Source organism: Microbacterium sp. P5_E9 (genome assembly GCF_054049175.1).
Genome location: NZ_JBFUMV010000003.1, coordinates 20,692 through 36,834, shown reverse-complemented (window position 1 = coordinate 36,834; position 16,143 = coordinate 20,692). Strand labels below are relative to the sequence as shown.

The 16,143-nt window shown below is 69.6% G+C and carries 13 protein-coding genes; 9 read left to right on the top strand and 4 right to left on the bottom strand.

What is annotated here, in order from left to right:
• Nucleotides 1–11: 11 nt before the first annotated feature.
• On the bottom strand, nucleotides 12–3,782 hold the full coding sequence (locus ACXJ3V_RS06480; protein WP_457099458.1) for an adenylate/guanylate cyclase domain-containing protein: 3,771 nt from the start codon (nucleotides 3,780–3,782) through the stop codon (nucleotides 12–14).
• A gap of 222 nt (nucleotides 3,783–4,004) precedes the next feature.
• On the opposite strand from ACXJ3V_RS06480, the gene rlmN reads away from it, so the two are divergent.
• From rlmN to ACXJ3V_RS06460, 4 genes are all read left to right on the top strand, one after another.
• On the top strand, nucleotides 4,005–5,243 hold the full coding sequence (rlmN, locus tag ACXJ3V_RS06475; RefSeq protein WP_457099457.1) for a 23S rRNA (adenine(2503)-C(2))-methyltransferase RlmN: 1,239 nt from the start codon (nucleotides 4,005–4,007) through the stop codon (nucleotides 5,241–5,243).
• Between the two features lie 79 nt (nucleotides 5,244–5,322).
• Entirely contained in the window at nucleotides 5,323–6,336 is a 1,014-nt protein-coding gene (locus ACXJ3V_RS06470; RefSeq protein ID WP_457099456.1) for an aldo/keto reductase family protein, read from the top strand.
• Nucleotides 6,337–6,344: 8 nt separating this feature from the next.
• Nucleotides 6,345–6,818 carry an NUDIX domain-containing protein gene (locus ACXJ3V_RS06465; protein ID WP_457099455.1) on the top strand — a complete coding sequence of 158 codons (474 nt, stop codon included), beginning with the start codon at nucleotides 6,345–6,347 and terminating at the stop codon, nucleotides 6,816–6,818.
• Between the two features lie 67 nt (nucleotides 6,819–6,885).
• The gene (locus tag ACXJ3V_RS06460; RefSeq protein ID WP_457099454.1) at nucleotides 6,886–7,242 is read left to right on the top strand and encodes a VOC family protein; all 357 of its coding nucleotides are present in this window, start codon (nucleotides 6,886–6,888) and stop codon (nucleotides 7,240–7,242) included.
• Here ACXJ3V_RS06460 and ACXJ3V_RS06455 read toward each other — a convergent pair.
• From ACXJ3V_RS06455 to ACXJ3V_RS06445, 3 genes are read right to left on the bottom strand one after another with little or no spacing between them, the layout of a single operon-like run.
• Entirely contained in the window at nucleotides 7,239–7,718 is a 480-nt protein-coding gene (locus ACXJ3V_RS06455; protein WP_457099453.1) for a GbsR/MarR family transcriptional regulator, read from the bottom strand. The two genes, ACXJ3V_RS06460 and ACXJ3V_RS06455, sit on opposite strands and share 4 nt — an antisense overlap.
• A gap of 5 nt (nucleotides 7,719–7,723) precedes the next feature.
• Nucleotides 7,724–9,361 carry an ABC transporter permease gene (locus ACXJ3V_RS06450; protein WP_457099452.1) on the bottom strand — a complete coding sequence of 546 codons (1,638 nt, stop codon included), beginning with the start codon at nucleotides 9,359–9,361 and terminating at the stop codon, nucleotides 7,724–7,726.
• Nucleotides 9,358–10,296 (bottom strand): ABC transporter ATP-binding protein, encoded by a 939-nt coding sequence (locus ACXJ3V_RS06445; protein WP_457099451.1) that lies wholly within the window; start codon nucleotides 10,294–10,296, stop codon nucleotides 9,358–9,360. Before ACXJ3V_RS06445 ends, ACXJ3V_RS06450 begins: the two co-directional genes overlap by 4 nt.
• Nucleotides 10,297–10,481: 185 nt before the next feature.
• Here ACXJ3V_RS06445 and ACXJ3V_RS06440 point away from each other — a divergent pair, with 185 nt between their 5' ends.
• From ACXJ3V_RS06440 to ACXJ3V_RS06420, 5 genes are all read left to right on the top strand, one after another.
• Nucleotides 10,482–11,165 (top strand): GntR family transcriptional regulator, encoded by a 684-nt coding sequence (locus tag ACXJ3V_RS06440; protein ID WP_457099450.1) that lies wholly within the window; start codon nucleotides 10,482–10,484, stop codon nucleotides 11,163–11,165.
• Nucleotides 11,162–12,688: an MmgE/PrpD family protein gene (locus ACXJ3V_RS06435; protein ID WP_457099449.1), complete on the top strand. Its 1,527-nt coding sequence runs from the start codon at nucleotides 11,162–11,164 to the stop codon at nucleotides 12,686–12,688. The genes ACXJ3V_RS06440 and ACXJ3V_RS06435 overlap by 4 nt, the downstream gene beginning before the upstream one ends.
• A gap of 130 nt (nucleotides 12,689–12,818) precedes the next feature.
• Complete coding sequence (gene prpB, locus ACXJ3V_RS06430; protein ID WP_457099448.1) at nucleotides 12,819–13,718, top strand: methylisocitrate lyase; 900 nt, start codon at nucleotides 12,819–12,821, stop codon at nucleotides 13,716–13,718.
• 11 nt (nucleotides 13,719–13,729) lie between these two features.
• Complete coding sequence (locus tag ACXJ3V_RS06425; RefSeq protein WP_457099447.1) at nucleotides 13,730–14,908, top strand: bifunctional 2-methylcitrate synthase/citrate synthase; 1,179 nt, start codon at nucleotides 13,730–13,732, stop codon at nucleotides 14,906–14,908.
• Between the two features lie 37 nt (nucleotides 14,909–14,945).
• Nucleotides 14,946–16,124: a thiolase family protein gene (locus ACXJ3V_RS06420; protein WP_457099446.1), complete on the top strand. Its 1,179-nt coding sequence runs from the start codon at nucleotides 14,946–14,948 to the stop codon at nucleotides 16,122–16,124.
• Nucleotides 16,125–16,143 lie beyond the last annotated feature (19 nt).

Sequence of the window (16,143 nt, the reverse complement as noted above, 5' to 3'; positions counted from 1 at the left end):
TCTCGCTTCGGTCAGTCGGTGGCGTCGGATGCGGGCGCCGCAGCGCCGCCGGAAAGGGTCGCGCCGGTGCGGCGGTCGGAGAGGAGACGGTCGATGTCGGCTACTTCGAGTTCGGCGAGCTCCGCACGCGCCTCGACGAGCAGGTCCGGCCGCACGTCGGCGTCCGCGAGCCGCGCGAGGGCCAGTGCGCGGTCGAAGCGGGACCCCTCCGACGCCTCGACGGCCGCCTCGGCATACTCGACGGCCCGGTCCTCATCGTCCTCCAGCGTGGCCAGCCGTGCCGCGTGCCGCAGCAGCTGGCCGCGCAACGGTCCGTGGAGAGCGTCGCCCTCGAGCAGCTCGACGATGACCGAGCTCGCGGCAGCGCGGTCCCCGAGGTCGAGGTCGGCCTCGATGCCCCGCACGCGCGCATCGACGACCGCTTCGGTCTCGGCGAGCGCCGTGAACGTCTCGGCGGCCTGGTGGAACTCGCCGCGTGCGGTCTCCGGATCGCCGCTGCGCAGATGCGCGCGGCCGGAGAAGGCCGTGACGTAGGCGGTGAGGTAGGGGTTGTCGGAGCCGGCGAAGATGCGCAGCGCCGTCCGCAGGATCGGTCGCGCCTCGTCTACGCGCCCCTGGTCGATCAGGATCTCGGCGGCGTTGCAGGATTCGATCGCGGACCCGACGATGTCGCCCGCGGATTCGGCGGCGACCTGAGCCTGCCCGTAGAGGGAGGCTGCTTCGCTCCACTCGCCGCGGTAATAGGCGCGCGCGCCCAGCACGTTGAGCACCTTCGACCGCGACAGCTCGTCGTTCACCTCGTCGTAGAGTTCGAGCGCCCGCTCAAGGTTGACCATCGCGGCATCGCCCTCGAGTTCGCCTGCGGCGATGTCGTGGTACCGCAGGGCGTCGGCCAGCACGCCGGTGTCATCGGCGGAGGTCGTCTTGCCGTCGAGCAGCGCGATGGCCTCGGCGGCGAGCCGCTTCGCATCCGCCCACCTGCCCTGGCGCAGGCGCAGGCCTGCTTCGGTGACGGCGACGGATGCCAGGATGCCGGTGCCGGCCTCGCCCGCCGCTGCCGCCCCGCGGCGTGCGCTGCGCAGCGACCGAGCCGCCTCGTCCGGCCGGCCGAGCACATTGAGCGCGTACGCGGTCTCGCGGTCGAGGCGCGCGCGGAACGCGGCATCCTTCGTCAGCTTCAAGGCCTGCGCGTACGCGTCCAGCGCTTCGGTGGCGCGGCCGCTGGCGATGCACACGCGGCCGAGCGACTCCCACAGGTCGGGGAGCCCTTCCGGCACCGGGCGCACCCGCCCACCCGCTGCCACGGCGGTGCGGTAGGCCCGCACCGCGTCTTCGATGGCGTGCGCCTCTTCGGCCGCGGCCCCCGTGCGCGCGGCTGCTGCGAGCGCCTTCTCCCAGTCGCCCGCGGCCTCGTAGTGGACCGCCAGCATGGCATCGGCGGCCGTGCCCACCAGCGTGGGGTCGGCAACGAGGGCGGCGGCCACCGCCCGGTGCAGCTCGCGCCGGGTCTGGTAGTTCAGCTGCTCGTAGGCGACGTCTCGGAACAGGCCGCTGCGGAAGCGGATCGTCTCCTCGAGCGTCTCGAGGAATCCCGAGATCCCGTCCGCCTCGGCGAGCTCTGCCGGACCGACGCAGCGTACGAAGAGTCCGACCGGCACGCCCCAGCCGAGCACCGCGGCCCGACGGACGATGGCCCGGTCCTTCTCGGTGAGCGCATCGATCCGCTCGCCGACCAGCTGCTCGATTCCGAGCGCGTCGCTTCCGGCTGAGAGACCGGCAGCCAGCTCGATGAGGTACAGCGGGTTGCCCTGAGCGCGGGAGACCAGCGGCTCGAGGTCGTTCGGCAGCAGATGGCGCCCGACCACGGCTTCGATGAGATCCTCGGCGGCCGCGTCGTCGAGTCCCGGCAGCTCCAGCTCCGTTCCCAAGGCGGCAAGTCCGGTGCCGTCGTGGCGGCGCAGGACATAGACGGCGTGCGGGATGTCATCGCCGAAGACGGCGCTCAAGGCCTCGGCGGATGCCGCATCCAGCCATTGCGCGTCGTCGATCACGAGGCAGGTCGGCTCGGGGAGCAGATCGTCGATGAGCTTCGCGAGGGTCGCGTAGGTCCGCTCGAGGATGTGCGCGTCGTCCAGGTCGTTGACGGCCGGCGTCGACGCCACCTCAGCCCCCACCGCGGGCGCGAGCAGCGGCAGCCACGGCAAGAGGGTCCGTCGCAGGCCCCCGACGGCGTTGGTCAGGTGGACGCCGGCCGCCTCCGAGGACGCATCGGGGGCGATTCCGAGGAGTGGCCGGAGCAGGGTCTGCAGGCCGAGGTACGGAGCGCCGATGCCGAACCGGTCGCCGCTGACGCGGAGCACCCGCAGCGGGGAGTCGCTCAGGGCTTCGTCGACCAGGCGGGACTTGCCCGTCCCCGCGCCGCCCGTGATCGTGAGGACGCCGCCGAGCCCGGACTCGGCCGCCTCCCGCAGCGCGACGACCTGCGCGATCTCGTCACGGCGACCGCGGAAGGGAGCCTCACCCGGACCGGTCTCCGGCCGACTCCCGGCCGAGGTGACGATCGCGACCGGGATGGCGTGCGACTTGCCTTTGACGGTGATCTCGCCGCGATCCTCGCTCTCGAACGAGACGGCGGCGCGCTCCAGCGCGGCGTGCGTGACCAGCACAGTGCCGGGCTCGGCGCGGGCGGTGAGCCGGGCTGCGAGGTTCGTCTCGTCGCCCATCACCGTGTAGGTCTGCCGGTACATGGCGCCGACGAAGCCGGCGAACACGCGACCGGAGGTGACGCCCGCCCTGAGCGAATAGCCGCTGTCGGACGACACCACCCGCTGCACCGCCGTCAGGAGGCGGCCCTCAGGGTCTTCGACGGTCGTCGGTGCCCCGGCGGTGAGGAAGTAGCGGTAGCCGCCGACGACGGGGTCGACATCCAGCAGCGTCACCCCGGTGTCGGCGGCCGCCTCTTCGACCGCCTGGGTGAGTCGCTTCATGCGATCCACGTCGTCGGCGGTCGGCTCGTCGGGGACGCCCGTCACCTGGATGAACGAGATCGCGGCCCAGCGATGGTCGGGCTCGGCGCCGAGCAGGTCGGGGCGCTCCGCGAAGGCGCGCGGCTGGAATCGATCGGCGGCCTCGGTGCGCCCGGCCGACAGCGCCATGAGCGAGGCGGTGGCGATGGCTCCCGCGCGCAGCAGGCGATAGGCGCCCGGATGATCGGGATCGGCCGAGACCTGCTTGGCCGGCAGCTCCGCCGCGGTCTCCGCGCTGACCAGGATCCGTCCCGCCGAGGCGGCGTCCTGCAGCTGCAGCACACGCGACGTGTCGCGCCCGGTGAGCACCGCGCTGATGTTCGTGTCGCCGGTCAGGATGACCTCGAAGGTGCCGGAATGGACGCCCACCGACATCCGCAGTCTCGCGCGCGCGGCGGGGAGATGGATGTCGCCGATCGCCGTCAGCACTCGGTTCATGTTCCATGCGGCATGGACGGCGTGCCGGGCATGCTGGTCGCCGGCGAAGAGGATGAACAGCGCGTCGCCGGCGAACTTGATGACATCGCCGCCGTCGTCGGTGACCGGCAGCAGCACCGTGAAGATGCGCGAGAGCGTGGCGATGAGCTGCTCGGTGCCCTCGCGCCCGGCGGCGGCGAGCTGCTCCGACAGCGTCGTGAACCCCGAGATGTCGACCACGACGGCGGTGCCGTCGATGCGCAGGTGCCGGTCGACGTCGTCGGCGAGGCCATGGAAGAGGCGCGGGCTCAGCGCTGATGCCGCGACGAATCCGCTCAAGTTCCCCTCCCCAGAGAGGCTCCCCTCCGGGAGCCTCGAGCACGGGGTGCTGCGAGGGAGGCTCACCGTTGAAAAGTCACCGTTCAGGGAGAAAATATCCTACGAAAGCCCGCAAGCGTTCACTTCCCCGGCAATCTGTATCCATTCCGATGTGCGGGGCCGTCCGGTGCACGCCGTCACTCGCACCGGACATCGCTCAGGTGAGTCCCCTACCCTGAAGACATGACGACGCCTCCAGACTCTTCCCGCGTCCGCCAGGTGCGGCCGGCGACCGAAGGATGGAAGCAGAAGAAGGATGACGAAGGTCGACCGCTGCTGCAGTTCGCGTCGCCGAAACGAGGCAAGCCGCCGGTGCATCTCGCCGACCTGACCCCCGACGAGCGCGTCGCGAAGGTCAAGGAGCTGGGCCTGCCCGGATTCCGGGCGAAGCAGCTCGAGAAGCACTACTTCACACACTGGACGCATCACCCGGCAGACATGACCGACCTGCCCATCGAGGGCCGCGACGAATTCGTGCACGGGATGCTGCCGCCGCTGCTCACCGAGGTGCGACGTCTGGAGACCGACCGTGGCGACACGATCAAGTTCCTCTGGAAGCTGCACGACGGCGCGCTCGTCGAATCGGTGCTCATGCGCTACCCCGGCCGCATCACGCTGTGCGTGTCTTCGCAGGCCGGCTGCGGCATGAACTGCCCGTTCTGCGCGACCGGACAGGCGGGCCTCACCCGCAACATGTCGGCCGCGGAGATCATCGAGCAGATCGTCCGCGCGAACCGCCTGATCGCCGACGGCGGCCTCGGCGGCAAGAAGAAGGACGACCACTCCGCCGAGCGCGTCTCGAACATCGTGTTCATGGGCATGGGCGAGCCGCTCGCCAACTACGCCCGCGTCATGCAGGCCGTCCGCGTCATGACCGACAAGCAGCACGGCCTCGGCATGAGCGCCCGCGGCATCACCGTCTCGACCGTGGGGCTGGTGCCTGCGATCATCAAGCTCGCCGACGAAGACGTCCCCGTCACCTTCGCGCTGTCGCTGCACGCCCCCGACGACCAGCTGCGCGACGAGCTCATCCCGGTGAACTCCCGGTGGAAGGTCGATGAGGCCCTCGACGCCGCGCGCAACTACTTCGACAAGACCGGACGCCGCGTCTCGATCGAGTACGCGCTCATCAAGGACATGAACGACCACGCCTGGCGCGCCGACCTGCTCGCCGAGAAGCTGAACGCCCGCGGGCGCGGCTGGGTGCACGTCAATCCGATCCCGCTGAACCCGACCCCTGGCTCGATCTGGACCGCGTCCGAGGTGCCGGTGCAGAACGAATTCGTCCGCAGGCTCAACGCCGCCGGCATCCCGACCACCCTCCGCGACACCCGCGGCAAGGAGATCGATGGCGCCTGCGGCCAGCTCGTCGCGACCGAAGACGACCAGCAGGCCGCGGCCGCGACCCCCGAAGAGGACTGACGGGACGGATGCCGCGGGTCGCGGCATCCGGTTCGTCCTGCGCGACGCCGACCCCTTCGCCCGCCGCTAGCGTTGAGGGATGGTTCAGTATCGCTATCTCGGCAACAGTGGATTCAAGGTCTCGGAGATCACCTACGGCAACTGGGTGACCCACGGCTCGCAGGTGGGCGACGAGGCGGCGATCTCCACCGTGCACGCCGCACTCGACGCCGGCATCACCACATTCGACACCGCCGACACCTACGCGAACACCGCTGCCGAGGTCGTCCTCGGCAAGGCCCTCTCGGGGCAGCGCCGCGAAGGGCTCGAGATCCTCACGAAGGTCTACTGGCCGATCGGACCCAAGGGACCGAACGACGGCGGCCTCAGCCGCAAGCACATCCTCGACGGCATCAACGGGTCGCTGAAGCGTCTCGACACCGACTACGTCGACCTCTTCCAGGCGCACCGCTACGACTACGAGACGCCCATCGAAGAGACGATGCAGGCGTTCGCGGACGTCGTGCGCCAGGGCAAAGCCCTCTATATCGGCGTCTCGGAGTGGACGGCCGAGCAGCTCCGCGAAGGCCACGCCCTGTCGAAGCAGCTCGGGTTCCAGCTGGTCTCGAACCAGCCCCAGTACTCCGCACTGTGGCGCGTGATCGAAGAGAAGGTCGTGCCGACCTCGGAAGAGCTCGGCATCTCGCAGATCGTCTGGTCGCCGATTGCGCAGGGCGTGCTCAGCGGCAAGTACCTGCCCGGCCAGCCCGTGCCCGAGGGCTCGCGCGCGACCGACGAGAAGAGCGGCGCGATGTTCATCCAGCGCCTGCTGCGCGACGACGTGCTCGAGGCTGTGCAGCGGCTGAACCCCGTCGCCGCCGAGGCCGGCCTCACGATGCCGCAGCTCGCGATCGCGTGGGTGCTGCAGAACCCGAACGTGTCGGCGGCGCTGGTCGGGGCATCCCGTCCGKAGCAGATCGCGTCGAACGTCGCCGCGTCCGGGGTGAAGCTCGACGCCGACACGATGGCCGCGATCGATGAGGCGCTCGGCGGCGTCGTCGAACGCGACCCCGAGAAGACCTACGAGGTCTCGCCGAAGACCCGCCCCTGGTAAGGCCTGACGTGCCCGTCCATAGTGCAGGGCTGCTCCTCTACCGGCTCACGCCGGATCCGGAGGTGCTGATCGTGCACATGGGCGGGCCGTTCTGGTCCGCGAAAGACGAGGCAGCCTGGTCGATCCCGAAGGGGGAGTACGACCCGGATGCCGAGGCCGAACTCGACGCCGCGCTGCGGGAGTTCCGCGAAGAGCTCGGCATCGATCCACCGCCGGGCCCGTACGCCGGGCTGGGCGTGTTCCCCTACTCGTCGGGCAAGCGCATCACCGTGTTCGTCGCGGACGGCGCCGGCTTCGATCCGCCCCGCGAAGGGTTCGGCGAGTTCGAGCTGGAGTGGCCGCCGCGGTCGGGCCGGATGCAGTCCTTCCCCGAGGTCGACCGGGCGGAGTGGATGTCGCTGGCCCACGCACGGGACCGGCTCGTGAAGGGCCAGCGGCCCGCCCTCGATGCGCTCGAGGAGCATCTCGCCGAGGCATCCTGAGCCCTCTTGTCGTACCCCCTGATCAGAATCACACTGGCAGGAGCAGGTTTCGACGAGAGGACATGAAATGGCCCACGGCGACATCACGCACATCGATATTCCGGTCAGCGACCTCAAGGCCGCGCAGACCTTCTACTCGAGGCTCTTCGGATGGCAGATCGCCGAATCGCCGGGGTTCGAGGGCTACCCGATGTGGCAGGCTCCGAACAAGATCAGCGGGGGCGGGCTCGCGCCGCGCGACGACGGGTTCACCCAGCCGCGGTCGTACGTCGAGGTCGACTCGATCGACGAGACGCTCGCGGCAGCGGTCGAGGCCGGCGCCACGGTCACGATGGCGAAGCAGCAGATCAGCCCGACCAGCTGGTGGGCCGTGATCGACGACCCGGACGGCAACGCGATCGGACTCTACGAAGGCACCACCTAGGCATCGGCTTCCGCCCGGCGCTTCTCTTCCCACTCTTCGAGGAGCTGCGGCATCCGCTCCGCGAAGAATCGGAAGAAGCCGGACATCTCCCGCGCACGCTGGACCGACAGCGGGGCATCGGAGTTCTCGTCCGCGACGAGGTCGATGCCGTCCGCGAGCATCTCGTACAGCGGCGCGTTCGCCAGCAGGACCGCGTGCCACCCGTCGTCCACGAGGTCGTAGCGGTCGCGGCGATCCCCGGCGCGCGAGAGTCGGTGCGCGATGCGGATCGTCTGCAGGTAGCGCACCGCGCCCGACACGGCCGCCGCCGAGACCCCGAGCCGCTCCGCGAGCTCAGCGGCCGAATAGCCCTCATCGGGGGAGCCGACAAGGGCCATCATGACGCGTGCGGGCATCCGCGGCATTCCTGCCGCGGTCAGCATCGCGGCAGCCCGCTCGGCAGGCTCGGCCCCGGGGTGGGTCGGGTCGTCGCTCATCGGCCCTATCCGCCCGTTGCCAGTTCACGCCGGCGCATGAGGGTGATCGCCCCCGCCCCGACGACCACCACGACGGCGATGAGCCACCACAGTCCGTTGAGTTCGACGCCGTCCATCGTCACCTTCGGTGCCGCTTCGAGCGGCGAGAGCTTCGCCATCCAATCCGGGAACCCGAACAGGGGGCCGAACAGTCCGAAGATCGAACCGACCGCGATAAGCGTCCATCCCACCGCGATGGTCGCCCGGGGAGCCAGGACGAAGACCAGCGCCGTCAGGACGAGGAACACGGATGCCGCGGCCAGCTGCCCGAAGGCGGTGACGAGGATCGTCTCCATGAGATCCGAGCCGCCGTCCACCGAGGCCAGGCCGAGCGTGGCGCCGACCACGCCTGCCACGACGACGAGGACCATGGCGATGAAGGCCACAACGAGGTAGTCGACCAGCCAGCGCACGCGACCGACGGCCGCGGACAGCACGGGTTCTGCCGTGCCGTGCGCTTCTTCCTGACGGGCTCGGATCACGATCTGCACCGCGGCGCAGGCGGCGAAGATCCCGAGCATCAGGAAGAAGACCGAGACGGTCGCCTGCTCGAGGCTGCCGTTGCTGCCACCGATCTTCTCCAGGATGTTCACGATCGCGGGGTTGTCGCCGCTGACCTGGTCGACGACCGACGCGAGGGAGGTCGAGAGCATCCCGGTGAGCAGCCCGCCGATCGTCCATCCGAGGATCGTGCCCCAGGTCAGGCGCCAGACGAGTCCGGTCGGGGTCGACAGGAGTGGTCCTGCCTCGGCGCGCCCGAGCCGCTCGGGAACGAAGCCCTCCCCGAGATCCCGCGCCGATTGGAGCGCGATGGCGACGCCGGCGAGGATGAGTCCGAAGACGAGGGCGAGGACGCCGGGCCAGAGATTGTTGTCGGCGTAGGCGCGGGTGTTCTCGCCCCAGCCGAAGGGCGAAAGCCACGTCAGCCAGGAGCTCTCCATCCGCTGCAGATCGTCGCTCGGGGTGCCGAGCGCATTGCCGATGCCGCAGAACAGGAAAGTGATGACGAGGGTCCACACCGCGAGCGAGTTGGCGCCGCGCGACGTGCGCATGATCTGGCCGGCGATGAGCCCGACGCCGAGGAAGGCGACGCCGACAGCCCCGACGGCGAAGCCGGCGACCTTCGCGCCGGCGACATTCGCCTCGGTCATTTCGAGCCCGGTCGCCAGGAACCCGAGTGTGACGAACACGGCGAGGACGAAGTTCGCGATGAGCCCGTGGATCACCGTCGCCACCACGGGCGTCGTGCGACCGGCGGGCGTCGCGGAGACCAGCTCCGCGCGCCCCTGCTCCTCGTCCATGCGCGTGTGGCGCACGGCGAGGAAGGTGCTCATGAACGCCGCGAGCATGGCCAGCCACGGGAAGATCAGGAACACCATGAGCTGGCCCTGCTCGGCGCCCGAGGGCAGACCGCGGAAGAGCAGGATGACGGGGTTCGCCATCACGGTCACGAGGAGTGCCTGGCGTTCCTGCAGCTCGCCATAGGACTGGGAGACCCCGGCGTACGCGGCATACGCGAAGAACCCGGTGCCGATGGTCCAGATCAGCAGCTGCTTCCAGTCGCGCCGCATCCGCTGCCGCAGCAGCGGCAGGAGGCCGGTCATCGCCGCGATCCGGTCGCTGAGCCTGTCGAAGCGTCGAGCGCCGTCAGATCGTCGCCATAGTGCCGGAGGAACAGCTCCTCGAGCGAGGGCGGTTCGATCCGGAGACCCTCGACGTTTCGCTGAGCGAGCACGGGAAGGATGCCGTTCACCGCGTCGCTGTCGACGGTGAACCGCGCCCGGCCCTCAGACACGGTCACGTCATGGGCCCCGGCGATGGCGTCGGGCGACGTGGTGGCGTCGAACGACACCTCGGTGCGGGTGAGGTGGCGCAGCTCTGCGAGCGTCCCGGACTCGACGATCTTGCCTGCGCGGATGATGCTCACCCGGTCGCACAGCAGCTCGACCTCGGACAGGATGTGGCTGGAGAGCAGCACGGTGGCCCCCGCCGCGCGGAGCCGGTCGATCTCCGCGCGGAAGACGACCTCCATCAGCGGGTCGAGGCCACTCGTCGGCTCGTCGAAAACGTACAGGTCGGCGGGCACCGAAAGTGCCGAGATGAGGGCGACCTTCTGCCGGTTACCCTTCGAGTAGGCGCGGCCCTTCTTGCGCGGGTCGAACTGGAACTCGTGCATGAGGCGTTCCTTCTCGGCCTTGTAGCCGGCATCGCGCCGAGGGGCGCCGCGCAGCCGCGCGAGAAGGTCGATCGCCTCCCCGCCTGAGAGATTCGGCCAGAGGCTGACATCGCCGGGCACCGAGGCGATGCGGCGATGCAGTGAGACGGCGTCGCGCCACGGGTCGCCGCCGAAGACGGTCGCCTCCCCGGACGTGGCGCGAGCGAGCCCGAGCAGCACGCGGATGGTGGTGGACTTCCCCGCGCCGTTCGGGCCGAGGAAGCCGTGGATCTGCCCGGCTTCGACGTCGAGGTCGAGCCCGTCGAGTGCGCGGACCTTTCCGTAGCGCTTGACGAGCCCTTGGGTGTGAATGACGGTAGCCATGCGCGCGAGCGTACGCCCATTTCATGAATTTGTGAATAGTGCGAAGAACGTGTAGTGCACGGCTCGCTTCAGGATGCCCCACACGGTCCGTTATGTATACGCTTACCTGGGAAGTGGTGCGGAATCGGCGCAATGTGTGCGTCTATGTATACAATCAAGGAATCAATCTCAAGGAGGTGAGTCGGATGCGAGCAAGCGATCGCGCCTACGACACTCTTCTCGATGAGATCCAGTCCGGAAACCTTGCCCCTGGCACAGTCCTGGGCGAAGTCGAGCAGGCGATGCGCCTCGGCGTCAGCCGCACACCGCTGCGCGAGGCGATCGGCCGGCTGGCGGCGGACGGGCTCGTCGTCCAGCAGTCGCCGCGCGTGACCGTGGTGAGCGACGTCGACGCGGACGACATCCGGGAGCTCTTCGAGGCTCGCCGCGCGCTCGAGGAGACGGTGGCGCGGCTCGCCGCCGAACGCGGAGACCCCGCGACCTTCGCGGCGCTCGCCGCCGAGTTCACGGCGGAGATCCTCGACGGCGACACCGCGACCGACGAGTACTACGACCTGATCGCGCGGTTCGACGCAACCCTCGACGCCGCCGTCGCCAACGACTACCTCACGGCCGCGCTGCGCACCATCCGCACCCATCTCGTGCGGGTGCGCCGGCTCGCGCGCGACAATCCCGGCCGGCTCGCGGCATCCGTCGCCGAGCACCGGCTGATCGCCTCGGCGATCGCGGCGCGCGACGCCGATCTCGCCGCGCACGCCACCCATGTCCACCTGCACAACGCGCTGACGAACATCCTCGACTCGGTCGAGGGTGCCCCGGCAGCCGCCACCGGCACGAACACCGGCAACAGAGTCAGAGGAGCAGCATGACCGTCATCCACCACACCCGCGTGCACCGCAGCGACGAGAACCTCGAGCGCGAAGGACAGCTGGCCTGGCACATCGCCGAGGTCGCTGCCGACCCGGTCGAGGTGCAGCCCGAGGTCGTCGACATGATCATCAACCGGGTCATCGACAACGCCGCGGTCGCCGCGGCATCCCTCACCCGGGCGCCGGTCAGCGCGGCCCGCCAGCAGGCGCTCGACCACGCGGTGTCGATCGGCGGCCGCGGTTCGACCGTGTTCGGCTGCCCCATCGAGCGGCACACCAGCCCGGAGTGGGCGGCGTGGGCGAACGGCGTCGCCGTGCGCGAACTCGACTACCACGACACCTTCCTCGCCGCCGAGTACTCGCACCCGGGTGACAACATCCCGCCGATCCTCGCTGTCGCCCAGCACGTCGGAGCCGACGGTGCGGCGCTCCTCCGTGGCATCGCCACCGGGTACGAGATCCAGATGGACCTGGTGCGCGCGATCTGCCTGCACAAGCACAAGATCGACCACGTCGCCCACCTCGGTCCCTCGGCCGCCGCCGGCATCGGCACGCTCCTCGGGCTCGACGTCGAGACGATCTACCAGGCGGTCGGCCAGGCGCTGCACACCACCACGGCGACGCGGCAGTCGCGCAAGGGCGAGATCTCGACGTGGAAGGCGCACGCTCCGGCCTTCGCCGGCAAGATGGCGGTCGAGGCCGTCGACCGCGCGATGCGCGGCGAGACCTCGCCGAGCCCGATCTACGAAGGTGAGGACGGCGTCATCGCGTGGCTGCTGGATGGACCGGATGCCGCGTACGAGGTGCCGCTGCCGGAGCCGGGCGAACCCAAGCGCGCGATCCTCGACTCATACACGAAGGAGCACTCGGCCGAGTACCAGGCGCAGGCCTGGATCGACTTGGCCCGCAAGCTCCACGGCTCGAACCCGGAGCTCGCCGACCCGGCGAACATCGAGTCGATCGTCCTGCACACGAGCCACCACACCCACTACGTCATCGGGTCGGGCGCGGGCGACCCGCAGAAGTACGACCCGACGGCATCCCGCGAGACGCTCGACCACTCGATCCCGTACATCTTCACGGTCGCCCTGCAGGACGGTGCCTGGCACCACGTCGACTCGTACACGCCGGAGCGCGCCGCGCGGCCCGACACCGTCGAACTGTGGCACAAGGTGACGACGGCCGAGGATGCCGAATGGACGCGCCGCTACCACTCTGACGACCCCGACGAGAAGGCCTTCGGCGGGCGGGTCGAGATCACACTCACGAACGGCGAGACGATCACCGACGAGATCGCGGTCGCCGATGCGCACCCGCTCGGCGCCCGGCCGTTCGCCCGCGAGGACTACATCCGCAAGTTCCGGCTGCTCGCCGAGCCGGTGCTCGAGGCCGCCGAGATCGAGCGGTTCCTCGCCCTCGTCCAGCGCCTGCCCGAGCTGACGGCGGACGAGGTCAGCGAGCTCACGATCGTCGCCGCCATCGGCGTCCTGGCCGGTGCCCCCGCCCCGAAGGGGCTGTTCTGATGCTCGCGCGGCGTCCGGCCGGGCCGGCCCGGTCACAGACTTCGCAGAATCACGCCGAGCGCGCAGCAATCCGGCTAATTCGTGCGAGTTTCGCGCGCAACTGCGAACTCTGTGAAGGAGGAGCGGCCTGATGCTGTACTCGACAACCCCCGCGGCGGAGAAGCGCCGGCTCTTCCGGGAGCGCCTCGCCTCCGGCGAGCTCCTCCGCTTCCCCGGCGCGTTCAATCCGCTCTCCGCCCGGCTCATCGAGCAGAAGGGCTTCGAGGGCGTCTACATCTCTGGAGCGGTCCTGAGTGCCGACCTGGGCCTGCCTGACATCGGCCTCACCACGCTCACCGAGGTCGCCGGACGCGGGCAGCAGATCGCGCGCATGACTGAGCTTCCGGCGATCATCGACGCCGACACCGGGTTCGGCGAGCCCATGAACGTCGCCCGCACCATCCAGACCCTCGAGGATGCGGGCCTTGCCGGCACCCACATCGAGGACCAGATCAACCCGAAGCGCTGCGGCCACCTCGACGGCAAGTCCGTCGTCGACGAGGACACCGCGGTCAAGCGCATCCGCGCCGCCGCCGATGCCCGCCGCGACCCGAACTTCCTGATCATGGCGCGCACCGACATCCGCGCCGTTGAGGGACTTCCTGCCGCGATCGACCGCGCGAAGGCGCTGGTGGATGCCGGGGCCGATGCCATCTTCCCCGAGGCGATGCGGGACCTCCGCGAGTTCGAGGCGATGCGGACGGCGCTGGACGTGCCGATCCTCGCGAACATGACCGAGTTCGGAAAGAGCGAGCTGTTCTCCTCGGCCCAGCTGCAGGGCGCGGGGGTCAATATCGTCATCTGGCCGGTGTCGCTCCTGCGCATCGCGATGGGCGCCGCCGGCCGCGGTCTCGATACGCTCCTCGATGAGGGTCATCTCACCTCGAAGCTCGGCGAGATGCAGCACCGCGCCGAGCTCTACGACTTGATCGACTACGAGGCCTACAACCACTTCGACACTTCGGTGTTCAACTTCCAGATTCAGCACTGAGGAGCGCCAGCATGACCGAACCGACCGACATCAAGAAGGGCCTCGTCGGCGTCTACGCCGACTACACGGCCGTCAGCAAGGTCAACCCCGACACGAACTCGCTGCTGTACCGCGGTTACCCCGTGCAGGAGTTGGCCGCGACGCAGTCGTTCGAGGCCGTCGCGTACCTGCTCTGGTACGGCGAGCTTCCCACCGACGAGCAGCTCGCCGACTTCACGGCCGAGGAGCGCGCTCACCGGGCCCTCGACGACGCGATCAAGCAGACGATCGACCTGCTGCCGCTCGACGCCCATCCGATGGATGTCCTGCGCACGGCCGTGTCAGTGGTCGGGGCATCCGATCCCGCCGCCTACGACACCTCACGCGAGTCCGACCTCGGCAAGGCGCGGCGCCTGTTCGCGAAGCTGCCGGCCATGGTCGCCTACGACCAGCGGCGTCGGCGCGGCCAGGAGCTCGTCGAGCCGCGCGCGGATCTCGACTACTCGCACAACTTCCTCTGGATGACGTTCGGCGAGGAGCCCGACCCGGTCGTGGCCCGCGCGTTCAACGTGTCGATGATCATGTACGCCGAGCACTCCTTCAACGCGTCCACCTTCACGGCCCGCGTGATCACCTCGACGATCGCCGACCTCTACTCGGCCGTCGTCGGTGCGATCGGCGCCCTCAAGGGTCCGCTGCACGGTGGTGCGAACGAGGCCGTGATGCACATCTTCGACGAGATCGGCTCGGCCGAGAACGTCAAGCCCTGGCTGGACGCCGCCATCGCCGAGAAGCGCAAGGTGATGGGCTTCGGTCACCGCGTCTACAAGCACGGCGACTCGCGCGTGCCGACGATGAAGGCCGCGCTCGACACTCTGGTGGAGCACTACGACGCCGACGATCTCGCCGCCCTGTACGAGGAGCTGGAGTCCGAGTTCGTCGCCCGCAAGGGGATCTACCCCAACCTCGACTACCCGTCGGGACCGGCGTACCACCTGATCGGCTTCGACACCCTGACCTTCACGCCCCTGTTCGTCGCGGCGCGGGTCACAGGGTGGACGGCGCACATCATGGAGCAGGCGGCATCCAACGCGCTCATCCGCCCGCTGTCGGCCTACAACGGCCCGGATGAGCGGCACATCGAGGGCTACGTTCCGGATGCCGTCACCGCGTCGATCACGACCCGTCCGGCGGAGTCGGCCGACGTCTGATCCCCGACGGTCGCCCGGAGTCCAGAGGGAAGAGAACATGAGCACGACCGCTGTCATCGTCGATGTCGTCCGCACCCCGTCCGGGCGCGGAAAGCCGGGCGGAGCGCTCTCCGGTGAGCACCCCGTCGATCTCGCTGCCGTGGTGCTGCGCGCGGTGCTCGAGCGCAACGGCCTCGAGTCGCGCCAGATCGACGACGTGCTGATGGGCTGCGTCAGCCAGGTGGCCGACCAGTCGATGAACATCGGCCGGCAGGCCGTACTCGCGGCGGGGTTCGACGAGTCTGTGCCGGCCACGACGATCGACCGGCAATGCGGCTCGAGCCAGCAGGCCGCGCACTTCGCCGCGCAGGGGATCATCGCGGGCGCCTACGACATCGTGATCGCGGCCGGCGTCGAGTCGATGAGCCGCGTCCCCCTCGGCTCGTCGGGCACGGGCGGAACGTTCGCACCTGGCCTCGCCGCCCGCTACCCCGAAGGCCCGGTCAATCAGGGTGTCTCAGCCGAGCTCATCGCGCACAAGTGGGGCCTCTCGCGGCGGGAGCTCGACGAATTCTCCGCCGAATCCCATCGACGGGCGGCGGATGCCTGGGCCCATGGCCGCTTCGCGTCCCAGGTGGTGCCCGTCCAGACTGCGCACGGAACCGTCTCGACCGATGAGACCGTGCGGCCGGCGACGACCGCCGACGGGCTCGCCAGACTTCGCTCTCCGTTCCACACCGACGAGGTCGCCGCGCGTTTTCCCGAACTGGAGTGGAACATCACGGCGGGCAGTTCGTCGCCGCTCACGGACGCGGCATCCGCTGTTCTGATCATGAGCGAGGAGCGCGCGCTTCAGCTGGGCCTCACCCCCCGCGCGCGATTCCACTCCTTCGCCGTCGTCGGCGACGACCCGCTGTTCATGCTCACCGGGCCCATCCCCGCCACGCGCCGCATCCTCGAGCGCAGCGGTCTGTCGCTCGACGAGATCGACGCGTACGAGGTCAACGAGGCCTTCGCGTCCGTGCCCCTCGCCTGGGCGAAGGAGCTCGGGGCCGATCCGGCGAAGCTCAACCCCTGGGGTGGGGCGATCGCGCTCGGCCACGCCGTGGGCGCTTCGGGCACGCGCCTCCTCGGCACGCTGCTTGCGCATCTCGAGGCGACCGGCGGTCGCTACGGGCTGCAGACCGTGTGCGAGGGCGGCGGCATGGCCAACGCCACGATCATCGAGCGGCTCTGAGCGCCCGCCTCACCTGCCG